At 43.5% G+C, this 21,995-nt stretch carries 18 protein-coding genes and 1 pseudogene; 11 read left to right on the top strand and 8 right to left on the bottom strand.

The features are described from left to right. Positions 1-9: 9 nt before the first annotated feature. From fruA to fruB, 3 genes and pseudogenes are all read right to left on the bottom strand, one after another. Positions 10-1,686 carry a PTS fructose transporter subunit IIBC gene (gene fruA, locus NXS07_RS13190; RefSeq protein WP_258086898.1) on the bottom strand — a complete coding sequence of 559 codons (1,677 nt, stop codon included), beginning with the start codon at positions 1,684-1,686 and terminating at the stop codon, positions 10-12. Between the two features lie 68 nt (positions 1,687-1,754). After that, positions 1,755-2,690, bottom strand: a pseudogene (fruK, locus tag NXS07_RS13185) (1-phosphofructokinase); the annotation flags it as partial. Further along, positions 2,687-3,817, bottom strand: a complete 1,131-nt coding sequence (gene fruB / locus NXS07_RS13180) for a fused PTS fructose transporter subunit IIA/HPr protein (RefSeq protein WP_258086897.1) — start codon at positions 3,815-3,817, stop codon at positions 2,687-2,689. The gene fruB and the pseudogene fruK, both read right to left, overlap by 4 nt. A gap of 509 nt (positions 3,818-4,326) precedes the next feature. Between fruB and NXS07_RS13175 the strand changes: the two genes are divergently transcribed. From NXS07_RS13175 to potD, 5 genes are all read left to right on the top strand, one after another. Beyond that, on the top strand, positions 4,327-4,491 hold the full coding sequence (locus NXS07_RS13175; RefSeq protein ID WP_258086896.1) for a hypothetical protein: 165 nt from the start codon (positions 4,327-4,329) through the stop codon (positions 4,489-4,491). A 60-nt stretch (positions 4,492-4,551) separates the two neighbouring features. Next, positions 4,552-5,667 carry a spermidine/putrescine ABC transporter ATP-binding protein PotA gene (gene potA / locus NXS07_RS13170; protein ID WP_258086895.1) on the top strand — a complete coding sequence of 372 codons (1,116 nt, stop codon included), beginning with the start codon at positions 4,552-4,554 and terminating at the stop codon, positions 5,665-5,667. Continuing rightward, positions 5,651-6,511: a spermidine/putrescine ABC transporter permease PotB gene (potB, locus tag NXS07_RS13165; RefSeq protein WP_258086894.1), complete on the top strand. Its 861-nt coding sequence runs from the start codon at positions 5,651-5,653 to the stop codon at positions 6,509-6,511. The genes potA and potB overlap by 17 nt, the downstream gene beginning before the upstream one ends. Next, positions 6,508-7,287 carry a spermidine/putrescine ABC transporter permease PotC gene (potC, locus tag NXS07_RS13160; protein ID WP_038182865.1) on the top strand — a complete coding sequence of 260 codons (780 nt, stop codon included), beginning with the start codon at positions 6,508-6,510 and terminating at the stop codon, positions 7,285-7,287. The genes potB and potC overlap by 4 nt, the downstream gene beginning before the upstream one ends. A gap of 220 nt (positions 7,288-7,507) precedes the next feature. Further along, positions 7,508-8,560: a spermidine/putrescine ABC transporter substrate-binding protein PotD gene (potD, locus tag NXS07_RS13155; RefSeq protein WP_258086893.1), complete on the top strand. Its 1,053-nt coding sequence runs from the start codon at positions 7,508-7,510 to the stop codon at positions 8,558-8,560. A 58-nt stretch (positions 8,561-8,618) separates the two neighbouring features. Here the strand turns inward: potD and NXS07_RS13150 are convergent, their stop codons facing one another. Continuing rightward, a complete protein-coding gene (locus tag NXS07_RS13150; RefSeq protein ID WP_258086892.1) occupies positions 8,619-9,491 on the bottom strand; it encodes a phosphorothioated DNA-binding restriction endonuclease in 873 nt (290 codons plus the stop codon). A 393-nt stretch (positions 9,492-9,884) separates the two neighbouring features. On the opposite strand from NXS07_RS13150, the gene NXS07_RS13145 reads away from it, so the two are divergent. The 5 genes from NXS07_RS13145 to NXS07_RS13125 all read left to right on the top strand — a co-directional run bounded on the left by NXS07_RS13145 (position 9,885) and on the right by NXS07_RS13125 (position 16,546). Next, on the top strand, positions 9,885-10,817 hold the full coding sequence (locus NXS07_RS13145) for a retron St85 family RNA-directed DNA polymerase (protein ID WP_046337609.1): 933 nt from the start codon (positions 9,885-9,887) through the stop codon (positions 10,815-10,817). Next, the gene (gene ptuA / locus NXS07_RS13140; protein ID WP_052726107.1) at positions 10,814-12,460 is read left to right on the top strand and encodes a retron Ec78 anti-phage system effector ATPase PtuA; all 1,647 of its coding nucleotides are present in this window, start codon (positions 10,814-10,816) and stop codon (positions 12,458-12,460) included. The genes NXS07_RS13145 and ptuA overlap by 4 nt, the downstream gene beginning before the upstream one ends. Continuing rightward, positions 12,457-13,137 carry a retron Ec78 anti-phage system effector HNH endonuclease PtuB gene (ptuB, locus tag NXS07_RS13135; protein ID WP_258086891.1) on the top strand — a complete coding sequence of 227 codons (681 nt, stop codon included), beginning with the start codon at positions 12,457-12,459 and terminating at the stop codon, positions 13,135-13,137. Before ptuA ends, ptuB begins: the two co-directional genes overlap by 4 nt. A 445-nt stretch (positions 13,138-13,582) precedes the next feature. Further along, on the top strand, positions 13,583-14,941 hold the full coding sequence (locus tag NXS07_RS13130; RefSeq protein WP_258086890.1) for an RtcB family protein: 1,359 nt from the start codon (positions 13,583-13,585) through the stop codon (positions 14,939-14,941). 1,101 nt (positions 14,942-16,042) lie between these two features. After that, entirely contained in the window at positions 16,043-16,546 is a 504-nt protein-coding gene (locus NXS07_RS13125; protein ID WP_230579710.1) for a helix-turn-helix domain-containing protein, read from the top strand. A gap of 74 nt (positions 16,547-16,620) precedes the next feature. Here the strand turns inward: NXS07_RS13125 and NXS07_RS13120 are convergent, their stop codons facing one another. The 3 genes from NXS07_RS13120 to NXS07_RS13110 are packed head-to-tail and all read right to left on the bottom strand — an operon-like array spanning position 16,621 to position 18,633. Next, the gene (locus NXS07_RS13120; RefSeq protein WP_238125578.1) at positions 16,621-17,538 is read right to left on the bottom strand and encodes a DMT family transporter; all 918 of its coding nucleotides are present in this window, start codon (positions 17,536-17,538) and stop codon (positions 16,621-16,623) included. Further along, positions 17,528-18,211, bottom strand: coding sequence for an alanyl-tRNA editing protein (locus NXS07_RS13115; RefSeq protein WP_038216036.1), 684 nt, complete (start codon positions 18,209-18,211; stop codon positions 17,528-17,530). The genes NXS07_RS13120 and NXS07_RS13115 overlap by 11 nt, the downstream gene beginning before the upstream one ends. Before the next feature lie 14 nt (positions 18,212-18,225). Further along, entirely contained in the window at positions 18,226-18,633 is a 408-nt protein-coding gene (locus tag NXS07_RS13110) for a phytanoyl-CoA dioxygenase family protein (RefSeq protein ID WP_230579708.1), read from the bottom strand. A gap of 426 nt (positions 18,634-19,059) precedes the next feature. Here NXS07_RS13110 and NXS07_RS13105 point away from each other — a divergent pair, with 426 nt between their 5' ends. Beyond that, positions 19,060-20,034: a threo-3-hydroxy-L-aspartate ammonia-lyase gene (locus NXS07_RS13105; protein WP_038208068.1), complete on the top strand. Its 975-nt coding sequence runs from the start codon at positions 19,060-19,062 to the stop codon at positions 20,032-20,034. An 82-nt stretch (positions 20,035-20,116) separates the two neighbouring features. Here NXS07_RS13105 and NXS07_RS13100 read toward each other — a convergent pair whose 3' ends face one another. Further along, positions 20,117-21,391, bottom strand: a complete 1,275-nt coding sequence (locus NXS07_RS13100) for a bifunctional O-acetylhomoserine aminocarboxypropyltransferase/cysteine synthase (RefSeq protein ID WP_038208065.1) — start codon at positions 21,389-21,391, stop codon at positions 20,117-20,119. Positions 21,392-21,995: the final 604 nt, after the last annotated feature.

Below are 21,995 nucleotides of genomic sequence, written 5' to 3'. Positions count from 1 at the left end.
TGAAGTTCCTTATACAATAATCCTTTTTTTTACCACCCCATAAACCCCAGCCGTCAGTACCGTGCCGATCACAATCGCCCCCAAATAATTCACCACAGGCGTAATCGCCCCCGGTATCAGCAACACAAACAACCCGCCATGCGGAGCCATCAGCTGTACGCCAAAATACATCGAAAGCGCCCCCGTCACTACACCGCCCAGAATACAACTCGGCAGTACCCGCACCGGATCTTTCGCCGCAAATGGAATCGCCCCTTCTGAGATAAAACACAGCCCCAGCACCAGTGCCGCTTTTCCGCCTTCGCGTTCACTTTGGTCAAATTTATTCCGCGCAATCACCGTCGCCAGCCACATTGCCAATGGCGGAACCATCCCCGCCGCCATAATCGCGGCCATCGGGCCATAAGTCTGGGCGCTCAACAAACCAACGCCAAACGCATAAGCCGCTTTATTCACTGGCCCGCCCATATCTGTGCACATCATCCCGCCCAGAATGGCACCGAGGATCACCGCATTGGTGGTTCCCATTGATTTCAGCCAATGGGTCAGCCATTCCATCATTGCCGCGACGGGATTACCGACGACGTAAATCATGGTTAGCCCTGTCACCAGCGTGGCGACCAGCGGGATAATCAAAATGGGTTTCAAGGCTTCCATACTTTGCGGTAAGCGCAGTCGGGTGGTGAGCAACATGGCAATGTAACCTGCAAGAAAGCCAGAAATGATCCCGCCGAGGAACCCGGCACCGGTACTGACGGCGAGCATGCCGCCCACCAGTCCGGGAGCGAGTCCGGTGCGTCCTGCGATGGAGTAGGCGATGTAACCGGAGAGCACTGGCACCATCAGCGAAAGTGCGGAGCCGCCGCCGATTTGCATCAGGGCGGCGGCCAGTGTGCCGGATTCTTTAAATGCTTCTATGCCGAAGACAAATGACAGGGCGATGCACAAACCCCCCGCGACGACCATCGGCAGCATGTAGGAAACGCCGGTCATTAAGTGCTGGTAAGCGCCTGTGCCTGCGGGTTTGGGGTTATTGGAGGCGGAAGCTTCACGCTTGGCGCTATAAATCTCGGCGGTGGTCAGTGCTTTATCCAATTCTTGGGCGGTTTTTTTCAAGGCCGCGCCTGTGGAGGTGCGGTAGAGGCGCTTGCCGGAAAATGGGGTAAGGTCAACGTCGATATCTGCTGACACAATCACCAAGTCCGCTGCCACGATTTCTGCGCGTGTGATGGCGTTGTTGGTTCCCACGGAACCACGGGTCTCTACTTTGATCTGCCAGCCGCGTTTTTGTGCTTCGGTCTCCAGCGCCTTAGCTGCCATAAAGGTATGAGCCACCCCTGTCGGGCAGGCGGTGATCGCTACGATGTTCATTGTGTTGTGCTGAACCGCGTTATCCGGCGAGTGATGGCTATCTTGGGATTGATAAACGCTGGCCTGGTTTTTGGCGTGGCTGATAAAGGTATCGGGTTCGCGGATAGCCTGTTCCGCGCTGCCTGCAAAAGTTTTTTTGCCATGCAGATTAACGTTATCAGGCGCAGAATCGCCGATAATAATCACCAGTTCTGCGTTGTTCACGTCCGTGACAAGGGAGAGGCCGTGTTGGGCGGCGATGGTCTCCAGTGTATGTCTGGCAAGGTAAGCGCGTGCCTGTCCCTGCTGATTGTCGGTAAGAATCAATGTATTCATAGGGTTTCCTTCTCGCTGTTTTCCTTTTTGCTCTTTTCTTTTTTCTGATTGTTTTTCGCTGATTGAGTGTGCAGAGGAGTGAGTTCTACTCGTGCCATCATGCGAGCCAGTTGCTGACGGTCAATGCTGCCGACGCTGCTTTGGCTGACGGTCAGGGCGGATATGGCGGTGGCGAGGCGTAGAGTGTGCTCGCTGGGTTGCCCCATCATCAGGCCGTAAATCAGTCCACCGACCATCGCATCTCCTGCGCCAACGGTGCTGACGATTTCACAGTGCGGTGGTTTGGCGAGCCATGTGCCAGAGGCGTTGACCAAAATGGCGCCTTCATCTCCCAGTGATATCACGACATGAGAGACGCCTTGGGCGCGCAGTTGATGGGCTGCGGTGACAATATCTTCTTGTGTCGGCAGTGGTCGGCCAGCCCAGATCTCCAGTTCATGGCGATTCGGTTTGACCATCCAGGGCAGGGCTTTAAGCCCGGCAACGAAGGCTTCCCGGCTGCTATCAAACACCACGCACATGCACTCTTTGCGCAGGCGCTGCATCCAGTGGGTGAAGTCATCCAAATTGACGCCTGCGGGCAGGCTTCCGCTGACGCAGACCATACTGAACTGATTGAGCCATTGGAGGGAGCGGTTGGCGAATTGTTGCCATTTTTCTTTGCTGACGCTGAACCCTGAGAAGTTGAAATCAGTGACGATGCCGCTCTGTTCGGTGAGTTTGACGTTAATGCGTGTCCGGCCTTCCACAAGCTGGAATTGATTGTTCATGCCCAGTTCGGCGAAGGTGTTCTGGAAGCTGTCCTGATTATCTTCTCCCAGAAAACCGCCAACGGTAACGTCAATACCGAGGTTTTTGAGGATTTTACCTACGTTGATGCCTTTGCCGGCAGGGTATAATCCGGCGGTCTGGACGCGGTTTACCTTACCGATGCTGATATCCGTGGTCAGCCCGACTAAATCATAAGCAGGGTTAAGGGTGATGGTTGCCACTCTTTTGCTCATGCGATTTCCCCACCCATATTCTGCTCAATCAAGGCTGTGATCGCTGTCAGTGCTTGTTCTGCGTCTGAGCCCACTGCGGTGAAGCGAATGCGTTCGCCTTTTTTGACGCCCAGACCCGCAACTTGCATCAGTTTGCGGCCATCAACGGGAACGCCTGAGCCATCAAGGTGGGCGATGGTGATCTGGCTGTTGAATTGTTTGATGGTATTGACCAGCAGTGAGCTGGGGCGAGTATGCAACCCATGTTCATTGGGCAGGATAAAATCTGCGCTCAGTGCCGTCGCTTCCTGCGGTGTAGCTGTTGTCAGCAGTGCGATGATGGCTGCGGCATCGGGTGCGGAGTACAGGCGTTCGGCCTTGTTTTGTTGCAGCAGGGTGCTGATAGGGCTCAGCAGGCTTTGCAGTTGATCATCCGCATAGGCGATGGTCATTAGTACTCCAACTGGCTGACCATCCATTGTGAATGGCGTTTTGGGTCTGGTAATCGCAACGGCATTGCGCAGGTTGCCTATCGCACTGTCACTCAACCAAAGCCCTTGGCCGAGATGAATTGGCGGTCTGGCTAGAACATCGGCAATGAATGCAGCATTCACCGCTTTGGCCAGTTGCAGGCGGGCGATGTTCAGGGCCTGCAAGGTTGTCAGGTCATGAGCGTCGATATCCAGTGTGATCGTTGACGCATCCAGAAAATGGGAGGAGGGTGTGCTCATTAATAAGCGATAGAGTTCGTCCGCCGAAGCGGTTTTTGCCATCTGGCTGGCGAGGTTTTCATCACTGATAATACGAGTCAGTTGATGCAGCAGGGTAAGATGTTCGTCAGATTTGGCCGCGATGCCGATGACAATATGGACGGTCTGGTTATTTCCCCATGCCACGCCGTCAGGAAATTGCAAGACCTGTACGCCAGTGTGCAGCACTTGGTCGCGGGTTGCTGTTGTCCCATGTGGAATGGCAATGCCGTTGCCAAGATAGGTTGAGGACTGTATTTCACGCTCCAGCATTCCTTCAATGTATCTTTCACTGACATAGCCTGATGCGGCCAGTGCAGCGGCAACTTGTCGAATGGCGCTTTCTTTATTGTTAGCGTAAGCCGCTAGATGGATATCTTTTAACGATAGATGAAACATCTATTTATACCTTCTTATAATTAGATGAAACGATTCGGCTAATTAGGTAAAAAAATGACGATGAATTAATTTACGTTATTTTTATTGTCGAATAAGTAAAAATAATCTTTATTCATTCTCTTCATATCGCCAAAGAGTTGGGGTGTAAAGTAGGGGGCTCGGATTATTTTTCTAAAGGGTGATAACGATCTTACTTATTTAAATTTTATTAAAAACAATGAATTATAAATTTTGTTATTAAAGCAATAAAAAATAATTCGAATAATTTTATTTTTTTCAAAAAAAGAATCGGATGGCGCGTTTTTGTCGAGGGGGAGAGGAGAGATAGCAGGGTCTGTATAACGCCGGAAGTGCGGCAGAGTAGCATGAACGGTGTTTTCAAGTGAGTTTTAATGGAGGGAAGAGCGGGTTTTCGTGTCTGAAGGATCTCATTGAAAGTAAAGAAAATTAAAAGTGATTGCAAAATACCCGATAGGAAATTATTTCCAGGTGTGTAGACTGGGGACAACATGGAGCGCGATGTTATCATTTATGAAATGATAACAAAAAATGACATATTGTTATTGTTTCGGCTTTCAATTTCAGCTTACTGCGTTTATTATGCGCGCTTCGTAATTTCAATCGGCGCCACTGGTTTGAGCTTCAGCGGAGAAACGATGATTCCTGCTGGCTGACACAGTCTTTTCCCGTGGCGGTTCTATCTGCATTATTTCAAGGGATAGATGATAGCATAAATGACTGAGAATACCTCTCTGACACCACTCGTTGAACTAAACACCCTGTGCAAGGGTTTCGACGGCAAACAAGTTATTTCACAGCTCGATCTGATTATCAATGATGGCGAGTTCCTGACCATTCTTGGGCCATCCGGTTGCGGCAAGACCACTGTACTCCGTCTGATTGCCGGGCTGGAAGATGCGGATAGCGGCAAAATTTTACTGGAAGGGCAGGATATCACTGATATTCCCGCCGAGCACCGTCACGTTAATACGGTGTTCCAAAGTTACGCGCTGTTCCCCCATATGACCGTATTTGAAAACGTCGCTTTTGGATTGCGCATGCAGAAAACACCGGCAAAGGAGATTGCCCCGCGTGTTGAAGAAGCGTTGCGCATGGTGCAGCTTGAAGAGTTTGCCCAACGGCGTCCGGCTCAGCTTTCTGGCGGTCAGCAGCAGCGCGTGGCGATTGCCCGTGCGGTTGTGAACAAGCCGAAAGTTTTGCTGCTGGATGAATCGCTGTCGGCACTCGACTATAAGCTGCGTAAGCAGATGCAAAATGAGTTGAAGGCTCTTCAGCGTAAGCTCGGCATTACCTTTATCTTTGTGACCCATGATCAGGAAGAAGCGCTGGTGATGTCAGACCGTATCGTGGTCATGCGTGATGGGCACATCGAGCAAGATGGTACGCCACGTGAGATCTACGAGGAGCCGAAAAACCTGTTCGTTGCCCGCTTTATCGGCGAAATCAATATCTTTGATGCCAAGGTGCTGCATCGTATTGATGAGCAGCGGATACGCGCTGACGTCGAAGGCCACGAATGCGATATTTTCACTTCGTTGCCAGTCACCGCCGGGCAAATACTGAAAGTGCTGCTGCGCCCGGAAGATCTGCGGGTCGAAGAGATCAATCATGGCGAGCAGGTGTCGGGTCTGGTTGGTTATGTGCGTGAACGTAACTACAAGGGCATGACGCTGGATTCGGTGGTCGAAATGGAAAATGGCAAAATGGTCATGGTGAGCGAATTCTTTAACGAAGACGATCCCGATGTTGACCACTCCCTGAACCAGAAGATCGCGGTCACTTGGGTAGAAAGCTGGGAGGTTGTGCTGGTCGATGAAGAAGACGCGTAAACTATTCCAGAATATCGTCATCACGGGCATGGTGTCTTGGCTGATGCTGTTCGTCTTTATGCCGAACCTGATGATCATCGGAACCAGCTTTCTGATCCGCGATGATGCCAATCTGGTACAGATGGTATTTTCACTGGACAACTATACCCGCTTGTTTGATCCGCTGTATGCCGAAGTATTGCTACACTCGCTGGATATGGCCATCATCGCGACGTTATGCTGTCTGGTGATCGGCTACCCGTTCGCCTTTTTCTTGGCTCGGATGCCGGAGAAGCTGCGTCCGCTGATGCTGTTCCTGTTGATCGTCCCGTTTTGGACGAACTCTTTAATCCGCATTTATGGTTTGAAGATGTTCCTCAGCACCCGTGGCTATCTGAATGATTTCCTGCTGTGGCTGGGGATCGTCGATAAACCGCTGCGCATTATGTATACCTCCGAAGCCGTCGTGCTGGGGCTGGTTTATATTCTGCTGCCGTTTATGGTGATGCCACTCTATTCCAGTATTGAAAAGTTGGATAAACCTTGTCTGGAAGCCGCGCGTGATCTGGGCGCGGGAAAATTGCAGACGTTTATCCGCATCATTATCCCTTTGACGATGCCGGGCATTATTGCAGGTTGCTTGTTGGTACTGTTGCCGGCAATGGGGCTGTTCTACGTGGCTGACCTGATGGGTGGGGCGAAAAACCTGCTGATCGGTAACGTGATAAAAAGCCAGTTCCTTAATATTCGCGACTGGCCGTTTGGGGCGGCAACCAGCATATGCCTAACGCTGGTGATGGGGCTGATGCTGCTGGTTTACTATCGTGCGGCTAAACTGCTGAACAAGAAGGTGGAACTGGAATGATCGGACGCCTGTTGCGCGGTGGTTTCATGACCCTCGTTTATGCTTATCTGTATATCCCGATTGTGATCCTGATCGTAAGTTCGTTTAACCAGTCACGGTTCGGCATTAGCTGGCAGGGTTTTACCACTGAATGGTACAGCCTGCTGTTCAACAATGACAGCTTGCTTCAAGCGGCGGGACATTCCCTGACGATGGCGGTCACTTCCGCCACGTTTGCCACTCTGATTGGTTCACTGACGGCGGTTGCTCTGTACCGTTATTCGTTCCGTGGCAAAAAGTTCGTGAGCGGTATGCTGTTCGTGGTGATGATGTCGCCGGATATTGTCATGGCGATTTCATTGCTGGTGCTGTTTATGCTGCTGGGCGTCTCACTGGGATTCTGGTCACTGCTGTTTTCGCATATCACGTTCTGTCTGCCATTCGTGGTTGTGACGGTTTATTCCCGTCTGAAAGATTTTGACGTCAAAATGCTGGAAGCGGCGCGGGATTTAGGGGCGGGTGAGTTGACCATTCTGCGTAAAATCATCCTGCCACTGGCGATGCCGGCAGTGATGGCAGGTTGGCTGCTCAGTTTTACCCTGTCGATGGATGATGTGGTTGTTTCCTCATTCGTGACGGGGCCAAGCTATGAAATCCTGCCACTCAAGATTTACTCGATGGTAAAAGTGGGCGTTTCACCGGAAGTTAATGCATTAGCGACTATTTTGCTGGTAATGTCACTGATCTTGGTGCTGTTCAGCCAGTTTATTATGCGTGATCGTACTGGCAAAGCTTAACGTTGATTTAAGCGTGGCCACAGGCTGGTCACGCTTTCGCGTTATTTGCAACATCGCTTTTTACCCTGAAAAATCAGAATTTCTTGCCAAAACGTCAATAAAACACGGAATAAGTGGCTTTACCCCATGAAATGTCGCTTCTATAATAGCCGCCTTTCTAAGGGTAGGTTCACTCCGAGCCTATACAAGACTAACGCACCAACTGCGAGGGAAACACTGCATGAAAAAGTGGTTCTATCTGCTAGCCGCTGGGATGATGGCATTTAGCATTGGTTCGGTGAATGCCGCTGCCGCTGATGATGGCAAAACGCTGTATTTCTACAACTGGACTGAATACGTTCCGCCTGGTTTGCTCAACCAGTTCACCAACGAAACTGGGATTAAGGTGATTTACTCCACCTATGAATCCAATGAGAGCATGTATACCAAGCTGAAAACTTATAAAGACGGCGCTTATGATTTAGTTGTGCCATCCACTTACTTTGTCTCAAAAATGAGTAAAGAGGGGATGCTGCAAAAGATTGATACGAGCAAACTCAGCAATTTCAAAAATCTTGATCCGAATTTGCTGCATAAGTCTTTTGATCCGAAGAATGAATATTCTATCCCCTATATTTGGGGAGCAACGGCCATTGGTGTCAACAGCGATAATATCGATCCAAAAACCATCAGCTCTTGGGCCGATTTTTGGAAGCCTCAGTATCAAAACGGTCTGGTGCTGACTGATGATGCTCGTGAAGTCTTCCAGATGGCATTGCTGAAGCTGGGTTATTCCGGCAATACGACCAATCCGAAAGAGATTGAAGCGGCTTATCAGGAACTGCAAAAACTGATGCCAAACGTATTGGCATTCAACTCTGATAACCCAGCCAATCCATTTATGGAAGGTGAAGTTGATTTAGGCATGGTGTGGACAGGTTCTGCCTATGTAGCACGCCAGTCGGGAACACCGGTTGATATTATCTGGCCGAAGGAAGGCGGAATTTTCTGGATGGATAGTCTGGCGATCCCTACCAATGCCAAGAATGTCGATGGTGCGATGAAGTTGATTAACTTCTTGCTACGCCCGGAGATCGCGGCACAGGTTGCGCAGAAAATCGGTTATCCGACGCCGAATCTGGCGGCGAAAAAACTACTGCCGGCAGAAATCACGAGAGACCAGTCACTGTATCCTGATGAAACCATTATCCAGAAAGGGGAATGGCAGAGCGATGTTGGCAACGCCAATATCCTGTACGAAAACTATTTCCAGAAACTGAAAGCGGGTCAATAACCTGTAACAGTTTGCATGATGAGGGGAGCAGATGGCTCCCCTTTTTAATCTGTGCGGGTTATTGCTTAAAAACTTGGCTACGGTGCCAAGTGACGAACTCTTCCAGCGGATAATATTCTTTTTGCTGAGGGAGCAAGATTGGCTGATCGGCAAAATTCCAGAAAAGCTGCTCCACCATCTGGCCGCCATTAATACCTTTTGAAACGATTAACTTCATACTATCGTCAAGACCAATTGAACCCATATCGAATGCGGAATGATGCAACGAGCACAGCGCAAGCCCGTTGGTGACAGTACAGGGGCCGCCATATTGCTTCCATTTGATATGTGCCGCTTCCAGCCCGACAGGGGTATTGTCATGGCGTAGATTGTAGCCACACACGGCACACTGATAGTTATAGGCACGCAATATATTCTGACGAAAATGTGGATCGCGTAACTTGCGGATATCACCTAAGGAGAAATCCAACTGATTGGCGATTAGCTCCTGTACGCTTTCAGGGAAATGTTCACTGAGAATCTGCTGTGCCAGTTTATCGATGAGCTCAGGCTTAGTTTGTAGTAATTGGTAGCTTGCTTGATCGAATCCTCCTATCACGCCATATTCAATCAACTCGCGCTTTGGTGGTTCTTTATTGCCTTTTTGGGGTGTGCAGCGTTCGGTATTCTGCAACTCCCAGAACCCATCGCCGCGTAACCGCCAGAATGGCATGGTTGGGTAATGATTTTTGCGCTTTGGGCCAAAATTGTTGAGTAACTCCAGTAATGGCTGGTGGAGCTCTTCCCCGTAGTTAAACAGTCGCCCATGCTTTTTTTGGTATTGAGAAAGTACATACAGCAGTAATAACGGCTTATGTGGCGCACGTTGATCCCCCTTGCGCCATACCGAAAGGCTTGAGATAGCGGTTTGCAGTTTCTTGATCGTAAGCATGTGGGCTTTCTGACTAACGGGTAAAGGTATTGCGATCATGCTCGCAAAACGGGGAGAGGGCAAGGTGTTGGGTTGGTTGGGGGTGGTGAAGAGTTATTGGTGCAAGTTATATCTGTTTTGAGGACGGGATCGGAGAAATAAGGCCAGAGGTTGTGATACTCGATCACTTGGCATAGAATTAAAACGCTCTTTAGCGGTTTGGACGAACTTCGTCTAGTCGGGTGATTAGCCAGACTCTAACTTATTGAACACATTTAGGTTGCGAATTAAACGTGTCTACATTTAGTCGCATACACGAGCTCCTAAATGTAGACACGTTTAATTCGCTGTCTTTAGTAAAGAGTAACTCTAAAGCCCAAGTTTGTTCTTGGGCTTTTCACTATCAGAGGTTGAATGACTGTTTTATTTGGTTTAGTAAAAACATTAGGGATAAGTGAGAGAGAAGCGATCACTTTTCTTTCTGACGCCCCGAAAAAATATAAAGTTTACTCTATACCTAAGCGTAGTTCAGGCCATAGAATCATTGCTCAACCAAGTAAAAGGCTTAAAGAATATCAAACAGCTTTCCTTAAGTGCTGCTTGCTGCCTGTTCATCCTAGTGCAATGGCATACCGTCAGGGTTTATCGATAAAAGATAATGCAAATTATCATAAGGATAATCAATATCTACTGAAAATGGATTTGGAGAATTTTTTCAACTCAATCACCCCTAATATTTTATGGGAAAGTTGGAATAAAAAAGAGCTATTCATTGATGATAATGACAGAAAGATATTACAACGTTTGTTATTCTGGTGTCCGAGTAAAAAAAATAGTGGAAAACTTGTATTAAGTATTGGTGCACCAACATCACCAGCAGTTTCAAATTCTTTCTTATACAATTTTGACGAGGAACTGTATAATTTTTGTCTCAAATATCAAATTGCTTATACTCGCTATGCAGATGATTTAACGTTTTCAACTAATCAAACAGGAGTTTTATTTACTGTACATGAGATGGTAAAGAAATTGTTGATAAAACATTTCGATAGGCAGATTACGCTAAATCATGGTAAGACAATATTTTCATCAAAAGCACACAATCGGCATATCACTGGAGTAACTATTACGAATGATGGAAAATTATCCATAGGTAGACAAAAAAAAAGGTATATTAAACATCTTGTTTACCAATTCGAATTAGGAGTTCTAAGTATTGAAGATATTTGTTATCTTCAAGGATTGTTAGCTTTTGCTAAACATATTGAACCCTTGTTTATTCCTCGTTTAGTACAGAAGTACTCGAAAGAAACGTTAAAAAATATTTTTGATATAGGGTCATCATGAAAAAGAATAGACATATTCGCGCATTGGAAATGAATGCAAAGAAAGGTGATTTGCTCGCTAATTTTAATCTCTATCAAGAATATTTGAGCGGAGAAATGAATGTAGAAAAGAACGAATCACTATCAGAATATTACTTTGAGCAATGTTGTGTTCTGATAGAAGAAAATAATTTTATATTAGAGTCCTTAAAGCTCATAGATTTTCGTCGATTCAAAAAACTGAATATTGAGAAAGGATTAGATAGACATCTTACTGTTTTTATTGGCACTAATGGTGAAGGAAAAACTTCAATTATTGAAGCTATCAGTAAAACATTAAGTTGGTTAAATGCTAATATCTTAAAAGAAGATGGTCAAGGAAGTGGTATAACCTATGACGATATTCATAATGAAAGTGAAGGTTATGCTGATATTTATACTGAATTCAAGTATGGCGTTGACACTAGAATAAATGCTCGTTTATCAAGAGCAATTGAAGCTGCATCGAAAAAACGTGATAGTGAAGTAGTAGGTTTGAAATCTATTGCTAATATGTGGAGAATTATTAATGATAAGCGAAGAATTAATCTTCCTTTATTTGCTTCATATTTAATTGAACGTTCTTATCCTTTGAAAATTAATAAAAGAAATTTTCTGATCGATATACCTGAAAAGCGAAGGTTACGTTTCGATGCTTATACTGATGCTCTTAGAGGTACTGGCAAATTTGAAAATTTTGTAGATTGGTTTATTTCTTTGAGTAAAATAAAAAAATATGGAACCTCAATTTTCAATGAAGAATTGAATCAATTAAAAAAACAAATTGAAATTAAAGTTATGAATGAAATTCTTTCAACAATCTATGATGATTCTATTTTAAAGGAAATGAAAAATAAATATCTGGAATCTTTGGAAGAAAAACAAGATGATGGTTCTCATGAATCTATTATTGTTTCTAAAGTGATTGAAGCAATTTCACATGTAGTACCCAGTGTTGAAGATATTTGGGTCACAGATAAATCTGGTGTTGATGAGATTCTCGTTTTAATTGATGGAAAAGCAGTTAAATTAACTCAGCTTTCAGATGGTCAACGAGTATTTATTGCTTTAGTCGCTGATTTAACTCGAAGATTGGTATTATTAAACCCTGAAAAAGAAAACCCTTTGGAAGGAAATGGTATTGTGCTTATTGATGAAATCGAGCTTCATCTGCATCCTAAATGGCAGCAAAGCATAATTACAACGCTTCAGGAAACCTTTCCCAATATCCAATTTATTATTTCTACTCATAGCCCACAAGTGTTGTCCACAGTGAATAGAAAAAATATTCGTTATTTTAGTGGAGAAGATGATACAGGAGCAGTTTGGCTGAGAGTACCTGATTTTCAAACAAAGGGCGTTGCAAATAGCGATGTTCTTGAACAATTGATGAATACTTTTTCCATTCCGGATCTTCCAGAGTCAAAATGGGTTAACGATCTAATCGAATTGGTTGAAAAAGATAATTATGAAAATAATTCGAATGCTAAAGAGTTATTCAATAAGATCAAAGAACATTTTGGTGATGAGCATCCAGAAGTTAAACGTTGTGAAAGTCACATTCGTCTTCAAAGCTTGAAAGTTAAGGCTCGTAAAAAATTTGATAAGAAAAAGGATGAAAATTGAAGAAATTAGAACGTCAGGAAGCTCCAGACTGTTTATCTAATTTTAAACATGGCGTAGATAGTTGGGGAGCGGTTCCGAAGGATGAAATATGGTCAAAATTGGAGCAGATGCAAGGTGAATTTTGTGCTTATTGTGAATGTAGATTGAAGGGGAAGAGTAAACATATAGAGCACTTTAGGAAGCGTGAAACGTTTCCAGATAAAACTTTTAATTGGGGTAATCTGTTTGGTTCCTGTGGAGATCCTCAAAAAACTGGAGGGTGGGGACGTTGTGGGATATATAAGGATAATAGAAAGCTGAACCCACCATGTGATATCAATAAACTGATCAAACCTGATGAAGAAGATCCTGGTGACTATTTGCTTTTCTTAATTTCTGGCCATGTTGTCCCTCAGCGAAATTTGTGTGACAGAGAAAGACAAAAAGCGGAAGAAACGATCCGTGTATTTAATTTGAATAATGATACATCGTTATTTAATAGTCGGAAGAATACTATAGAGTACATAAAAAATGAAATAATAACGCTTTATGAATTTCTAGATGATATAAATGATAGTGATTGTCAATCTTGGCAAGAATGGGAAAAATTACGTGAAGAATACACTAAAGAAATTAAAGGAAAAGAATTTCAAACAGCATTAGAGCATGCTTGGAGATATAACCGAGATTACGCATGAATTGGATAATTTTATATGTATTCTGACTCTCCATATAACCTTATTAATAAGTATGGTTTTATTCGATAAGATTATTATTTTGGAAACTGTCTGACATAATCCAGTCCTCATTTAGTCAATAGATTACGGTTCATTTTCTGATGGGGTGGTCTATTGCCTGCCTGTCATTCCTCGTTTTGTGTTAGACAAGTAAGAAAACACATTGAATACAAACAGAAACCCTTATCTAAAGTGGTTGTAAAACAGAGCCTTATCTATCAGTAATAATGAAATACTGGTTATGCGGTGATTTTTTATCTGATATCAGAAAGGCCTTTACAATCTCAGAATTCATGGATAAAGTACCGCCGCTAAAATCTTCCTGAATTGAGCTGCTGCAGGAAAAACAACACTTCTTCCCCATGAAAACGGAAGAAGCAACTTTTTGTTTTTCTAGGTAGCCAACATGTCTACGTTTACTCGTTTACAAAAACGTTTATCCCGTCAGGGAATCGAAACCCAGTACGAAAATAATATCTATCGTTTCAATAAAGAGCAAATTGAAGCTGAAGTTCTACTGCCTGAATCCTTGCCATTGGAAGAAAAGGCCGTACAGCAATTACTTGACCTTGCTTCCGTTCACGTACCCGGCAGCGACGCGAAAGTGTGTCGTACCAGAGCGACACCGGATTTTCATCCGGGAGCGGTGGCGCCAGTGGGCTGTATTGTGGCAACGACAGAGGATCTGGTGATCCCTGCTGCCATTGGGACAGACATCAACTGCGGTATGCGCCTGCTGACAACGGGTTTGAGCTATGCGGAAGCGTATAGCCAAAAAGAAGCCTTGATTCAGCAGTTAAAAAATACCCTATTGCTGGATCAACGTGATGTACCCGTCACATCAACCTCATTCAGTGCCCTGTTTGACGAAGGGCTGGCGGCATGGTTACAGGAATTACCTCAACAGGGGGTCTGGCAACAGGCCGATTTCAAGCGCATGTATGCCGAATTAAACGCGATACTGAGTACTCAGGCAGTACAGGCGCATAGCCGATACGCACCTGAAGCCTTTTTCGAGCAACGTGAAATCATCCGTCCGGCAAGCTTGGGTACGGTGGGTTCAGGCAACCACTTTGTTGAACTGCAAATCGTCGATACCATTCTGGACAGGCACGCGGCTTACGCGGCAGGCCTGCATGAAGGTGAGGTATTGATGATGATCCACACTGGCTCACGGGATGTGGGTTTTTACATAGGTCAGCGTTGGATGGATAAAGCGAGGGCTTTATGGCCGGCTACGGCAAAATATCCATCTTCTGGCCTATTTGGTCTGACAGATGAACACGCTCAGGAATATTTTCTGGCGATGGGTTGTGCGGCGCGTTATGCGTGGGCGAATCGCATTGTTTTGACGGAACTGGTGCGCGCGGCTTGGAAACAGGTTTTTGGGCAGGATAAAAGTAAGTTGATTGTGGATCTCTCGCATAATATTATTTTTCCTGAGCAGGGTATGAATCTCCATCGCAAAGGCGCTACACCTGCACGGGCAGGGGAGTTGGCGTTAATTCCCGGCTCAATGGGGGATTATTCTTACCTTGTATTGGGGAAAGGCAATGAAGACTGGTTGTGGTCATGTTCACACGGAGCCGGGCGTTCGGTACGCCGTCAGGCAATGCGGAATAAAGTGCCTGATCTACAAAAAAATAGCCGATTGCCGTGGCAGTGCATCACTTTGAAAAGCGATCGCCTGCGTGAAGAAGCGCCTGAGGCTTACAAGCCAATTACGCCGGTGATTGAGATCCAAGAACAGACCGGATTAATTTAGCCCGTGGCAAGGGTCAGGCCGTGGATCACGTTCAAAGCTTGATATCTGATTGAAAATGCAAAGGCTGGTTTTTACCAGTCTTTGCATAATATGAATAATAAGTTTATGTGTTTATGATTTATCTATTTTTTGGTTATTTTGTCGTTTTATTGTCATGGGTGTTTCATTTTTTTAATAAAATAATGATTGAAATAAAAAAACGGTACTCAGGCAATACAGGCGCATAGTCGATACGCCCCTGAAACCTTATTAACGATTTTCTGTAAAAATTTACTGGGAGACGATGATAGAAACTGAGTTATATAACATGGAAATAGAAAAAATGAACATAGTCAGAGATGCGACACGATACAACAGTGTTGGCTTGAACAATCGTCCAGTGTTCCACAAAGGCATACTGGCACCGCAGACAGTCCATAGCAGGGAAATGGGTAGAAGAGCGAAGAGTATACTTAGTATGGCAAAAGAATAATCTTGGTGATTGAGGAATGCAGATGTTGGGATAATAAAAGTAGCAAATATAAAAGACTTGGGGTTGAGCAGGGTAGTGAAGAATATTGTCATTGTAGTCACATGGTAATCATACCCTTGTAGGGAAAAATGCCATATTTTTACTGCCAGATAAGCGACATAAAGAGCAGAAATTAGTTTTATTGTGAGTAAGAGAAGTGGGCTATGCTTTGCCAGAACAATAATTAATAGTGCCCAACTACTTATTGATAGTAAATAACCTATACATTCGGCAAGAATTAATTTAAGGCTTTTTATTATCCCTTGAGAGAATCCTGAACAGAGTAGTAAGGTATTTGTTGGGCCTGGCATTATAAGTAATAGGGCACTGGTATAGATTATCTTGAAACAATCGTTTATCTGAAGCATTTCATTGCCCTCTTTAATAATCAATAAAATATAACTCCCCATTTAATTCATAATGTTAATTAAATGGGGAGTTATATTAATTACTTATTTTTGAAGATGTTTCCATCTATTTCTGTTAGTCTTTATTCATTCCCACTAAAAAATTGATTTGGTTATGAATAATACTCAACAACAAGATAGAGTTAAAAAAATTGTATAGATATCGGTAACAAGGTAAAACGATTGCGTTTAGCTAGAAATATTTCTTTAAACGAACTTTCTAAGTTGTCTGGTGTATCTAAGGCCGCACTATCTCAATTAGAATCAGGCAACTCTAACCCTCGAATTGATACGTTAGATGCTATTGCAATTGCGCTACGTCTTCCGCTGGGAGATTTATTTGGCAGCAATAATGAGCGCTACCCCTATCTGGAAAAAAATATTCCAATGGAGGATACATATTCTCAAGTGATGAAGTTTCGTATCGGCTTGGGTAGTGTTGCTGAAATATGGCATTTACAAATGAATCCAGGGGTTATTATTAGTAGTCCCGCTCATACAGTAGGGACTCATGAACACATTATGGTTCATGATGGTGTCTTAATGTTACGACTTTCAAGCGATGAAAGTGTGATATTAAATCCCGGTGACTTTTATGCATTCTCTGGTGATGTCATACATTCCTATATATGTATTGATGTTGCAGTTAGTGCAACAGTAGTCATGTCTTATTCAATTCAAAGTTAATAATCATGGGGGAAAGATGGCCCCCATCATGTCAACATAATTATACCTGCTTACTATCGATATGAGGACGTTGATTACTCATAGCGTTTTCCTTCCACGATACGTCCTAGCAGAGCGGCACAGACAATAATGGCTCCGCCGAAGCTCTGCAAAATACCGATAGTTTCTCCCATAATTGCGACAGCAAACAGGGCTGCAAATGCGGGTTCCAACGACAAAATCAGGCCAACCCGAGTAGGACTGGTGGTTTTTGCTGCATAGAGCTGCATCAGAAAAGCAAAAGCAGTTGCCAGTAAGCTCAGAAACAGAATATATCCCCAAACATCGAATGTAATGGTTGGAATGAGGTGCAGGGATGCTGTGTCAGTCATTAAAACAAAGGCTAACCCAAGTACGGAGACTGTCACCAGTTCAATCAGGGTGATATTAACCAATGAGTAGGATTTACCGGATGTCTGCTTACCAAACATAAAGATTTGGAAACCGCGGATCAGCGCTGCAAGCAGGATCAACCAGTCACCGTTATTAAAGCCAAAGTTGCCTGTATCGGAAAAACTTAATATCCCACCGCCGGCTAAAGAAATAAAACAGGTAAAGTAAATAAACTTACTTTGCTTACGTTTTCCAAATATACGTTCAAAAAAGGGGACGATAACGACAGACAAGGCGATAAGGAACCCAGCATTGGATGCTGTAGTGTACTTAACTCCCAAGGTTTCAAACGTCAGGATGGCGTACAGCAGGCAGCCGAATATAAGGCCATTAATAATTTCCCCTGGTTTGATGTTACGCAGGCGTACCCGAGTGCCAAGAAACATAAAAGGTACAGATAGAGCAAAGCGCAGCATCAAAAATAACGGTACAGTCAGCCCGGCTTGAATGATCAATTGCATCAGCGAATAGCTGGCACCCCAAGAAAGGGCAACAGCCAGTAGTCCCAGATCTAGCAGATAAAGCCGTCTACGGGATAGAGGTAATACATCATGAGACATTGTCAGCCCTTAAAATAATATGGCTGGCATCGTAGCTGATACGTAGAGTTCCCTTTTTGAACTTGACCGACTTAATGGTAAATTTATTGATTTTGTTCAGATTATCGACATGTGTGCCCGCGCAGGGCATGGGTTCAGTGCCTTCAATTAAACACAGCCGGGTATCCGCTTCATACCAAGTTGTTACTTGCCCGCCATCACGTAGTTTAGTGTTGATAGTCGTTTCGATATTTTGTAAAGATAGCTGATCGAAAGGTATGGCACTGGAGCCTATAGGAGAGAACTCAACGCGTGACTCTCCGGGAAAGTGGTGGCCGCTGATTGCCATCCAGCCATATTGACGCATTTCCCAGTTCAGCAGGTGACCAGCAGTGTGTAGTGCTGCATGACATATACGGGCCTCTTCTGATAGTTTTGAGTTCAATTGTGCACCCAGTGGGGCATGAAGTGTGGATTCCGGATACACGGCTATCTGCCCTGTAGCCTGCTTTCTAACCTTCACGGGGACATTATTCACCCAGCCAATATCGGCGGGTTGCCCCCCGCCTTGTGGATGAAATAGGTTGTTATTTAGAGCAATCCATTGTCCCCATTCATCGGAACCACTGGCGATAACTTCGCCAGTGGAGAGGAAACAGTATGTATTATTGAGATAGCACTGGATTTGAGTCATCAGGACATCTTCCTTCATAGTGGTATAAGGGGTTGATCCAGCAAGTTATGAGAAGCAATCCGGTTGTTGGTGTTACGGCTCTGACCTGACACGATCACGCAGCCAAATTTATCAAGTGGGATATTGCCACCATATTCGTAGACATAATCAGTATTGGGATAAATATCGACATAGCTTGGTGCATAGCGGGTAGTAAATCCCATACGATAGTGTTTCTCAGAAGTATTAGGGTAAGAAGCATGCATCAAGGTTGACCAGAAGATCACGCATTGGCCCGCTTTTATCACGAGTGATACAGCTTGGTTTTCACCTGGTTTCCACTCAGGATCGACTTGCAGATTTCGATAATCATAACCAAAAAAGCCACGGTTTCCTCCTTGATTGTTCGTAATTAAAATACAATAGATAAGTAAAACGAACAAATGTTTCTTATGTGTTAATAAAAAGATGAATTATTTTATTTTGTTAATATAATCTAACTTAATAATCAGTATTCTGAACCAATTTTATTGTGGGCTTTTTGCCGTATAAAGATGATCTTAATAAGATAGCGTGGGAATTATTTCTAATAGTGAATAATATATTATTGAACTATAAAGATTTACTGTGGGGCTTTAGCATGAAATATTGGAGATAATTGATCTGTGAGTTACTTTATGTGTTAATGATTGATAGTGAAAAATCACTGAAAATAGCCATTAATTAGTACATGTAACAGAGATGGGAGGAATTAATAAAATGATGAAATTTTACTGAGTATTTATAAAAAATATCAAATTAATTATGGCATTAAGGTTGGCATGCTTAAAAAAACATAAAATATTTTTCTCAGATCAGGAAATTAAAGAATGAATTTTCTTCCAGATTATCGTGATGTAGTAGAAGCGCATTCCCGAATTAAAAAATATATCAATAAAACCCCTGTTTTTACGTCAAGGACTGTTAACCAAATCTTCAATGCTGAAGTCTATTTTAAGTGTGAAAATTACCAAAGAATGGGAGCATTCAAATTTCGTGGAGCTATGAATGCGTTATATCAATTTAGTGATGAACAGAAAAAAGCGGGAGTCGTTACTTTTTCGTCTGGAAATCATGCACAAGCTATTTCTTTGGCTGCTAATTTACTCAATATTCCTGCTACTATTGTCATGCCACAGGATGCTCCGAAGGCCAAAATTGCAGCGACAAAAGGTTATGGTGGTAAAGTAGTAATCTACGATAGATATACTGAAGATTGTGAAGAAATAACTCGTGATTTAGCGAATCAGTACGGTTTAACGTTTATTCCACCTTACGATCATCCACATATCATTGCTGGTCAAGGAACATCAACTAAAGAATTGTTTGAAGAAGTGGGAGAATTGGATGCCTTGTTCATTCCTCTTGGTGGTGGAGGGTTATTATCAGGTTCTGCACTTTCTGCTGTTCATTTTTCTCCAAAATGTCGGATTTTTGGTGTAGAGCCTGTAGCAGGTAATGATGGTCAGCAATCTTTTAAAAAAGGTGAAATTGTTCATATTGCAACACCAAAAACCATTGCGGATGGAGCACAAACACAGCATCTAGGAAAATACACTTTTCCTATTATTCGTAATCTGGTTGAAGATATTCTGGTTACTTCAGATGATGAATTGGTTGATGCTATGTACTTTTTAGCAGAACGAATGAAAACAGTTGTTGAACCTACAGGATGTTTAGGGTTTGCTGCTGCAAGAAAGGTGCGGGAAGAGTTGAAAGGGCAACGAATCGGGATTATTCTTAGTGGTGGAAATATTGATATGGAACGATATTCTAATTTATTATCTAATTTTAATAAAATCTGATTTTATATTTTTTATAATCTCATCGGTATCAACATCTGTCGATACCGGTGTTTTATTATTTATTTGAATAATAAATTAATGACTATTTTGCAGCATCTAACGCTTGTGAAAGATCGGCAATAATATCGTCGCTGTGCTCTATTCCAATGGAAAGACGAATCAAATCTCGTGATACACCCGCTTTTACCATTTCTTCATCGTTTAACTGGCGGTGTGTGGTTGATGCCGGATGGCAGGCCAGAGATTTGGCATCGCCGATGTTGACCAGACGCACGATCAGTTCCAGTGCATCAATGAAACGTGTGCCGGCTTCTTCTTCTCCTTTGATGCCGAAGGACAGCACAGACGAAGGTTTCCCCCCCATGTAACGTACCGCCAATTCATGCTCTGGGTGTTCAGGCAATCCGGCGTATTTAACCCAAGATACTTGAGGATGCTCATTCAAGTATTGTGCGACTCTCAAGGCATTTTCAGTATGGCGTTCCATGCGAAGCGCTAATGTTTCAAGCCCTTGCAGGATCAGGAATGCACTGAATGCCGAAAGTGTGGCACCAGTGCTGCGCAGTGGCCCAACACGACAGCGGGCGATATAGGCGGCTGCACCAAAATGTTCGGTATAGATAATTCCGTGATACGACGCATCCGGTGTGCTGAGAATAGCAAAACGATCTTGATGTTCTGCCCACGGGAATTTGCCTGAATCGACGATAATACCGCCCATGGTGGTACCATGACCGCCGATGTATTTGGTCAGAGAGTGGATGACGATATCTGCACCATGTTCAAACGGACGGCATAAGTAGGGGGTTGCGACGGTATTATCGACAATCAGCGGGATACCATATTTATGGGCAACATCTGCCATTGCTTGGATATCAATGATATGACCACCGGGATTGGTGATGGATTCGCAATACACTGCTTTGGTTTTCTCATCAATCAATGCTTCGATGGCTGCAATATCATTGTGATCAACGAAACGGGTCTCAATCCCTATGCTTGGGAAAGTGTGCGCCATCACGTTATAGGTTCCACCATAAAGTTTTGCCACGGAAATGATGTTATCTCCCGCTTGGGCAATGGTTTGGATAGCATAGGTGACGGCTGCCATACCTGAAGCAACAGACAGTGCACCAATGCCACCTTCCAAGGCCGCAATGCGCTTTTCCAACACATCATTGGTTGGGTTCATCATGCGGGAGTAAATGTTACCTTCAACTTTTAAATCAAATAGATCAGCCCCATGCTGGGTATCATCGAAGGCGTAAGACGTTGTCTGGTAGATGGGAACGGCAACTGCTTTGGTGGCAGGATCTGGCGAATAACCCGCATGAATGGATAGAGTTTCTAATTTCATTGTCATTTCCTGTAATTAATTGAAATCGTTAAGTGAATTCGTATTTACGTTAGAGACTGCCAATCAAAAGTAGCGACGATTTTATCTACACTGATGCAATGGCTCCTTTTAATTGAATATTTGGGAAAAGCAGTTTGATACTTTTCTGAATCAGAGGACATCATGAAAATATTTCATATAGAGAAAAACATCAATGTCATGACGTTGATTTATCCTTTTGTTAACTAATTAAATTACAATAAAATTTATTACTGATTGACAAAATAACAGAGGTTACTGGTGTGTGCCAAAAATAAATATTAAAATAAATCAATTAGATATCGAATTTTAGTCGAAGTTCATTTTAGTTTTTTCAGTGAAATATAATGATAAGTAAATGATTAATTTAAAATATTAATAATCCAGTATTAAATATATATAAAAGCAAGGAGTGATTTTAATATTGAGTACGCTTTGCTTTTTTATTCCTTACTCACTGTTTTAATGGTTTATTATTTATTAAAGTTATTAATTTATTAATTTATTAATTTATTTTTCCATATGAAAGGTTTAAAACCACCGTCTTTAGACGGTGACTTTGACTTTAATTCTTTGACCTATGCGC

This window comes from Xenorhabdus bovienii, from assembly GCF_024721015.1.
Taxonomy (GTDB): domain Bacteria; phylum Pseudomonadota; class Gammaproteobacteria; order Enterobacterales; family Enterobacteriaceae; genus Xenorhabdus; species Xenorhabdus bovienii.
Note: the sequence above shows the minus strand (reverse complement) of the source record. Positions and strands in the feature narration are given on the sequence as shown.